Source organism: uncultured Campylobacter sp., assembly GCF_938045405.1.
Taxonomy (GTDB): Bacteria; Campylobacterota; Campylobacteria; order Campylobacterales; family Campylobacteraceae; genus Campylobacter_B.
Genome location: NZ_CALIMW010000142.1, coordinates 1 through 8,288 on the forward strand (window position 1 = coordinate 1; position 8,288 = coordinate 8,288).

General features: G+C 47.2%; 5 protein-coding genes and 2 pseudogenes. All 7 read right to left on the minus strand.

All coding sequences use genetic code 11. The annotated features are described in order from the left end of the window. Positions 1-131 precede the first annotated feature (131 nt). A pseudogene (locus Q0140_RS05570) lies at positions 132-770 on the minus strand (ABC transporter ATP-binding protein); the annotation flags it as partial. 1 nt (position 771) lies between these two features. Next, entirely contained in the window at positions 772-1,905 is a 1,134-nt protein-coding gene (locus Q0140_RS05575) for an FtsX-like permease family protein (protein ID WP_005869323.1), read from the minus strand. Further along, entirely contained in the window at positions 1,892-3,136 is a 1,245-nt protein-coding gene (locus Q0140_RS05580; RefSeq protein ID WP_297962664.1) for an ABC transporter permease, read from the minus strand. The genes Q0140_RS05575 and Q0140_RS05580 overlap by 14 nt, the downstream gene beginning before the upstream one ends. Next, positions 3,136-4,554, minus strand: coding sequence for a Fe-S-containing protein (locus Q0140_RS05585; protein ID WP_297962666.1), 1,419 nt, complete (start codon positions 4,552-4,554; stop codon positions 3,136-3,138). Before Q0140_RS05585 ends, Q0140_RS05580 begins: the two co-directional genes overlap by 1 nt. Before the next feature lie 385 nt (positions 4,555-4,939). Further along, complete coding sequence (locus tag Q0140_RS05590; protein WP_005869331.1) at positions 4,940-5,461, minus strand: iron transporter; 522 nt, start codon at positions 5,459-5,461, stop codon at positions 4,940-4,942. A 14-nt stretch (positions 5,462-5,475) separates the two neighbouring features. Continuing rightward, on the minus strand, positions 5,476-7,407 hold the full coding sequence (locus tag Q0140_RS05595) for an FTR1 family protein (protein ID WP_297962668.1): 1,932 nt from the start codon (positions 7,405-7,407) through the stop codon (positions 5,476-5,478). A 219-nt stretch (positions 7,408-7,626) separates the two neighbouring features. Next, positions 7,627-8,288 (minus strand): annotated as a pseudogene (locus Q0140_RS05600) (cytochrome C); the annotation flags it as partial.

Genomic DNA, 8,288 nt, shown 5'->3' on the forward strand with positions numbered 1-8,288 from the left:
GAATTTTGCTCGCTCGCAGCTTCGGCGCTAGAGCTTTGCGAAGCGCTTTTGTTTGGATCGCGATCTGAAATTTCATCCTGCGAGCCCAAATGATGCTTCATCGTGCTTTGATCCAAAAGCTCTATTCGATCGAGCTTGCCGTGTCTTAGGCGCACCACTTTGTCGGCAAATTTGCCGAGCTCTTCGTTGTGTGTGACCAAAAGCAGCGTCTTGCCCTCGCTGCGAAGCGTCTGAAAAAGCTGCAAAACCACGCGTTCGTTGGCCTCGTCGAGGTTGCCCGTAGGTTCATCCGCGATGATGATGTCGGGATCATTGATGAGTGCACGCGCGATGCAGACACGCTGCTGCTCGCCGCCGCTAAGCTCGCTAGGGCGGTGCGTGATGCGGTGCCCGAGCCCTACTTTCTCAAGCGCCGCCTTGGCGCTGTCCTCGTCCACGCAGCTGTGGTAGTACTGATTCAGCATTACGTTTTCGACGGCCGTTAGATAGGGGATTAAGTGAAACTGCTGAAACACGAGGCCGATCTTTTTGCGGCGAAATTCTAAAATTTGCTCGTCGTTTAGCGCGCTCGCGTCGGCTCCGCCTAGGATATATCTGCCCGCGGTGGGGGTGTCCATCAGGCTTAGGATATTTACGAGCGTGCTCTTGCCGCTGCCGCTTGGGCCCATTATGCTGACCCACTCGCCGCTTAAAACGTCGAAGCTGATATTATCGAGCGCCTTAACCTCGCCGAAGTATTTGCAGATGCCTTCAAATTTTAAAATTTCCATGTCATTCCCTTAATAGATTCGCTAAATTCGGATTCAGCGCCTTTTTGATCGGATAGTAGCTTGCCGCGAGCGCAAAAATCAGGCTCAGCGCGACCGCCGCAAAGAGGCTAATCAGCCTAAAATCCACGCTGCTTGAAAATATCAGATGCCCCAGTAAGATCGCGAGCAGGTATCCCACGAATACTCCAGCTAGCGAGCCTGCGACGCAGACGGTTAAAATTTCGCTCAGGATCAGGTGGAGCAAATTTTGTTTGCTCGCGCCGATTGCGCGGATGAGCGCAAACTCTTTGATGCGCGAAAGCAGGATCGAGCTAAGGCTCGTGTTGATGCAGACCGAGGTGATCAGAAGGATCGTAATGCCGATAAGAAGCATCAAAAGCTTGATTTTGTTTAAGATGATGCCCTGGGTCTTGGATACCTTGCCGATCGGCGCGAAGCTCATCTGCGCATCGCTCAGGCTTTTTGAAATTTCGCTAAGCTGCTTAAAATCGCCGCTTACGATCGCTTCGGCGTAATTTACCTGCGCAGGCTGATTTAAAATTTTTTGCGCTAGCGGCAGCGATATTAGCAGCATACCGTCCTCTTTCTGCCCGTCATAGACGATGCCTTTTATCTTTACCTTGCTCGTTTCGTTTGAGCCGATCGGCGTGATCTCGATACTATCGCCGAGCTTCGCGCCCAAAAGTTTGGCGAGATCCTGCCCGATGAGCGCGTTTTTATCGTCGAAATCCACGCCGATAAACGAGCCCTCTTTGAGATCCAAAAACGGCATCGTATCGCGCAGAGAGGAGAAATTTACTCCCATGATGATGCCTGAGTTTACGCCTAAATTTGCGCTACCGAAAAGATATTTATTCGCGCTTTTTAGAGCTGGAATTTTGGCAAATTTCGCATCGAGCGCCGCTTCGTCCATATGGGAATTTTCTAAATTCGCAGGGCTTACGATTAAATTTGCGCCGTAGCTGTTTAACTCGCTGGCGACCTTTTTATCGATGTCGGCGTAGATATTTACGAACGCCGCGCAAACTGCGCTGCCTAGCATGATCGCGACGAAAATCACGAAGCTGCGAATGCCGCTGTTGATGATACTTTTAAAGATCGCGCCTCTAAAAAATGCGCCGTTATTTCCTACCATAAAGCACCTCCGCAGGCAGTAGCTTGATCACTCCGCGTAGCGGCAAGATCGAGCCGATAATGCAAATAAGAAGTCCAAAGACGATGCTAAGCGGAAAGACCATAAGCGACACGCCGATGAATGAGCCAAAAATTTGATACGCGATCGCCCAGCTAAGCGCGTAGCCCACAACTGCGCCCACGAGCGAGCTTGCTACGCAGATGACAAAAATTTCGGCGGCGAACTGGATATAGATCATAAAATTGCTCGCTCCCAGCGCCTTAAGCAAGCCGATCTCCTTTTTGCGCTTGTAAATTTCGCTGCTTAATAGGCTCGTGATGCAGATGCTTGAAATCAGTAGAGATAGAATACTTACGACACCCATTAAATTTTGAATTTTTTTCGTGATGCCGCTTTGAGCTTCGCTGACGCTAAGCACCGCCTTGGCGCTTGCGTTTGGATACTCCTCGGTGATCTGATATGCGATGGAGCTAACGTATGCTGAGCAATACCATGTGTCGTATTCTGTGGCGTCCAGGTTATCGAGACTCCTTCTTGCCTTTACGGACAGATCGTCTTCGGGGATCGTCATGGCGCTAACTTCTGCCTTGGCGATGAGGCCCTCTTTGTGCGTTAGCTTTTGCACTAGCGATAAATTTGCGATCAGCTTTTTGGCTTCATCCTCCGCGCCGTGCAAAATCCCAACGACCTTAACCTCATAATCTCCAAGCTTAACCGTATCGCCGATCTTTAGCCCAAGCCCGTCTCCTGCGAGCACCTCATTCTCGGCGCCGTCTTTTACCCACTGCCCCTCTACGCTCCAAAACGGATAGAGCGAGCGCACGCCCGATCTGAAATCAGGCTCGTCGCTAACGCCCACGTCCCTTTCAAAGTAGGTTCCCACGACGTCGTAATCTCCCGCGCGGGTAGTTAAAAAAGGCGCAAAGGCGGTGATATTGTTGCGCCAAAAAATTTCTTTGATCTTATGCAGCTCGCTCTCTTTTAAAAAATCATCGTTTTTAAGCGGAGAGTATTCGCGCCCACCGATCTCGATACTTAGGCTTTGCGAGCGCGGTAGCACTACGATATTTGAGCCGTAGCTGCGTAGCTCCTTAGCGACCTGATCGCCGATTTTTAGCGTGATATTTAGCATGCAAGCGATCAGCGAGACCGATAAAAATATCGTCAAAAACGCTAAAATTTTGCTATCCCTGGAGTTTAAAATGGAGGATTTGATGATGCGTAAAAACATTATTTAAGCTCCTTTAGCGTGCCGTTTTCATCTACATAGCGCTCGGGGTGCGCAGTGAAGGCGTTTGCATTCGCTTCGCTTTCGAAAAAGTAGGTGCGTCCGTAGTAAAGATAGCTAAATTTAGAGGTGTTTAAAATTTCTTTTCTACTCACCGGATCGATCACCTTTTTATCCACAATCTCTGAGAAATAGGACGCGCCATCTTCGATTGTCTTAAGCGCGATGACGATATTTTGCCCCTCTAGCTTATAATCCAGCGGGATCGGATTGCAGCCACCAAGCTTGCCGACGCTCGGCAAAAAGATACGCACGTTGCAAGCGATGCAGATGAGCTCGTCGCCTTTTTTGATATAGCCCATATCGCCGCAGATCGAGCACGCGTCAAAAACCGCGACCGGGGCAAATTTGTCCGTGAAGCGGTTTAGTAGAAAAAACCTGACCTTGTGCCCGTCGTCGGTGACGTAGGCAAAGCGGTGCAGTTTGCCGTCCTTTACGATGTTTGCATCGATTATGAATTCCGCGCCTTGCGGCTCGATGATCTTAGGCTCATCGATCGTAGGCGGTTTTGAAGCGACCAAGATATAATAAAGCCCCAAAAAGCTGATTAAAACCCCAAGCGATAAGATCAGGCTAAAATCTCTAAAAATGGCGAATCTGCCCGCCTTAACCTCTCTAAATTTTATAATGTCCGCTTCGCGAGGCACTCGACTTGGCGCACGAAATGCCGTAAGTAGCGCAATTAGCGCGGCTATAAGGCAAAGAGCTAGCGTCAGATAGGAGTTGTTGTAATGGATGATTTTAGCGATGACGCTTAGAAACTCGGACGAGCCGATCGCGTTTGAAAGCCCTTCAAAACCCTTCGCAGCTAGAGCTTCGGGCGCGTCTGCCTGGCGCAGATCAAGGCCTAAAAAGCCGATTTTAGCAATAAAGGCAAACGCCCACGCAAGAGCGAACGACGCTAGCTTTGCGCCCCTGCTCGCACGCGCTAGAGCTGAGCGATAAATAAAATAGAATAAAATGAGCGCCAGCGCACCTAAAACAGCCATAAAGAGGTTGATTAGGCTGAAGCTATCCAGTAGCTCGCCGGAGAAAATTTTAAAATTCATCCCTATGAAGCGGTATTCAAATCCATACGCGCAACCAAGAGCAAAAATAACTATAGCGGTTAGATAGAATCGCTTAAGCCTAAACGCAAACAGTAGCGCGAGCAGCGCTAAAAGTGCGAGCGCATCAAATACGATCTTGCCCGTATCGGCGTTTGCCGAGCGCGCAAATGCGCTAAAGCACAGCGCCCCGAATGCAGCTCCCAAAAGCGCGGGCAAAAACGATGCGCTGATAAAGCGCCTGCCGCCCAGATACGCGCTTAAAAACGCGAGCGGAAATAGAGCCAAGCTAACGTGATAAAAAAATATCGTCATTAAAAATCCTCATCGAGTCTAATGCGCGTAAATCGCCTATAATTGCTTAAATTTTAAAATTTTAAAACCTACGCCATTTTGTAAATTTTAAAATTTCAAATCCGCTTGCAAAAAATTTGCAGCAATAGAGCCGCCCGCAAAGAGAAATTTCGCCTCGCTATTGCTTTGGTTTTGTCTCACCCTCGCGACGTGCTAATTTTAAAATTTTGCCGCAACTAAAAGATTCGTAAGCTTAAACGCATTAAAGCAAAAACGATACGCTTTGGCTGCGGCGTAATGGCAAATTTAAACGGGCCTAAAGTAACCGCCTTAAATTTAAAGCGTGCGGCTAAACCCAATACCGCTAGAGCTCCGCCAAAACGGACTCGGCGGAGCCTGCTACGATTTACTCTTTAGGAGCGCCTGTGTATTGGAAGGTGTATTTAACCGAGAACGGTTCCCACCATTTGCCTACGCCGGTCGCTTTATCTGCGTGGCGGCCGAATCCGTTGGCGCTTGGATTTTCGATGTTATAGGTTAGCTCGTAGTTGCCTACACCGTTTACCATCTTGATATTGGCGCCGTAGTGAGGGCCGTCGCTAGCTACCATCGGCATGAAATTTCCCTTTTGAATCTTGCCGGTATCTAGGTTTTTAAGCACGTAAGCGATCTTTAGGTAAGGGATCCACTCGCCCTCGCCAAATCCGTTTGCGTTGCCTTTGATGGCGTGGATATCCGCCTCAAGGTGGATGTCCGCCTTGCTAGGAGCTAGATCGATGCCTTTAGGCTCCATATCGATAGGCTGAAGATAAACTGCGGCGATCTCCATTCCATTTTGCTCGATAGGCTCTCCGATCGGATGCTCTCCCGCCATTGCTATAACAGAGGCTAGGCTTAGTGCCAACATACCTGAAAAAATCTTTTTCATCTTTTCTCTCCTTATTAAGATTTGTTTTTTTGCTTATTTTTTAAGATTAAAATTCCTACGATTAGAAGTACGATCATCACCGCTTGCGGCACGAGGCTCTGGACGTAAGGATAAAATCCGATCCACGTAATCGTAGGAAGCCCGTCTATCACCGTAGGCACGAATACCTTGCCCTCGACTAGCTCCATCACGCCCTTACCCACAAATACGACGGACATATAAAAGATAATGACTGACGTAGCGATGAAAAATGGCTTGATAGCGATTTTAAGCGAGAATTTTTTGATGACGATATAAACTATGATAAGAGCCGCTAGACCCGCTACAAAGCCTGCTGCTACCATGCTGGTAGCTGCCGGACTTTTAGCATCGAAAAGTAGTGCTAGATAAAATAGCACCGTCTCTGCGCCCTCGCGATAAACCGCTAAAAATACCGTCCACCAAAGCATCTTGCTATCGCCCGAGCTTAGGCTGTTTGAAATTTGACCTTGGATATAGGCGCTCCACTTTTTGGAGCTTGCATTTGAAAGAAGCCAAAAGCCCACGTAAAATAGCAGCACCACGGCGATTAACATCACCGCGCCCTCCATCACTTCGCGCGTTTGTCCTGCATTTTCGCTACCAAAGATATAATTCAGCCCGTAAGCCGTAGCGATACTTAGCACAACCGCGACGCCAAGAGCGCTGTAAACGATATTTAGGTGCTTTGAGTTGCCTGATTTTATAAGCAGCGCAATAACTGCGGCTACGATAATGAGCGCTTCAAATCCTTCGCGCAAGATGATGATAAACGCGTATAAGAATAGATCCCAATTGCTTGATTTCTTCGTTAGCTCTAGGCTTTGGGTAAGCTGATCAAATAGCTTGTTTTGCGCCGCTACAATCTGCTCTTTGGAAGCACCCGCGCGCATAAGAGCCGAAATTTTATTAAAGCTTGCTTCGGTGTCTAGCTTAAGCTGAGTATTTTTAGCACCGACGATATTCTCCATGCCGCTCTCTTCGTATTCATCAAAGTAGATATTACCGCTCTCGTCGATCGCATCATCAACCTTGCCGCTCTCGTAAAGCTGCAAAACCTTAGCCATCTTATCCTTGATATTTTGCACAATCGGCGTAAAATCCTTGCCCTCATCTTCGCTAGTATCGCTTTGTGCTAACGCAGTCTGCGGCGCTATGGAGTAGCTTTCTTGCGGCAAATCATTTACGGCTTTTAATGCTAGATTATCTAGGGCGTTTATCGCTTCGTCAAATTTTGATTTGTCCGTATCTGCATCCTCGCGCAAGAGATTTCCGATAATTTGCTGGATTGATTGATCGGTCTGAGATGAGACATATTTTCGCACTGCCTCCTCTAGACGTTCGTTGCGGTAGATATCAAATTTAGCGCGATTTAGCGCAGCTTTTAGCGCAGCAGTGTCTTTCTTATCAAACGCAGCTTTAGCGTTATCCAGCTCAGCTTTAAATTCCGTATAGACGCTCATCCACGGCGAGGTCGTACTGGATGCTGCGGAATTCCCGCCTGAGGCTGGCGCAGAAGTGCTGCCATCGCCTCCGTCTTGATACTCGGCTACGAGACGATGACCAGATTCAATCACAGGCAGAACCTCGTCAATCTCGCGATTTAGATTATCGATCATTGCTTGGATCTCATTTAGAGGCTTTTCAGCTTTGATCGCTTTACGGATATCGCCGAATTGCTTCTCCATATCGTAGGATTTTTTCTGACTTAAATTTATGCGAATGCCGGCTTCTAAATTTTCAAAATGCCCGAAATACGCCTCTTGGGTTATCTTTCTGGCCTCCGAGTTATTGCCGTCTACATAAAATTTAACCGCCTGGGCAAATTTTTCTTTAATCGCCGCCGCTTCGGCGCGATAATCGGTCTGCGCCAGCAACATGCAAAATGGAAAAATAAGAGCCAAAATCGCAAATTTAAAAAATTTCATCTGAACCTTCTTAAGTTAAATTTATACATTAAATTTCAAAATTAAGTAACAATTATATGTAGAAAAATCTTAAAAAGTAATAAAAAAAGCGGTTATCATAAAGCACGAAAGCGGCTAAATTCTCAATTGTAAGAGCTTTTTGATAGATGGAATTTAATAGAATTTAGGATATGGCGGAATTTTAAAAGGCAGTCGGATTTTACTCCGACTGCTAAAATTTTAATGAAGTTTCGACCAAATTTTGCTTTTCCAAAGACCTGCAAAAACAGAAAGGATCAAGAAATATATCATAATATTTATGGTCGTAGCTTCACGCTGCGATTTTTTGCTATCGCCTACGTCAGCTAGATATTCCACGACCTTGGCTTCAGCGTTTTCGTTCAAGCCTACGCGCGGCATCGAAGTGCCTGGAAGCTTCTTTTGCGTATCATTGATAAACTCGTGCAGATAGTTGGCGCCCTTAGAACGGATCATCATCGAAAGATCAGGAGGCGTCGAGCCCATATACGCAGTCAAGCTAGCCTTGTCGCTGGATGCAAAGAGCTTATCATATTTGACGTCGTGGCATCTTAGACAAGCATCCTCAAAAACTGCCTTGCTTAAAAGGAATTTTTTCTGCGCTTCGTCTAGTTCGGTGCCTTGTTTGATGCCGCTAGCAGCAGCCTCAGAGGCGATTAGTTTATCCTCGCTAGGAGCTAGCGACTTTAGATAGGCTACGATATCGGCGATCTCTTGATTTAGATCACCGCCTATACCGAAAAATCCAGGCATCGGAAAAGGTTTTTCATCGCCAAATTTCTGATCTAGCTTAAGAGCCATGATCGGATCTTTGATGAGCGCAGCTAAGAATTTATCGGTGTATAGATAGCCTGCGCTGCTAA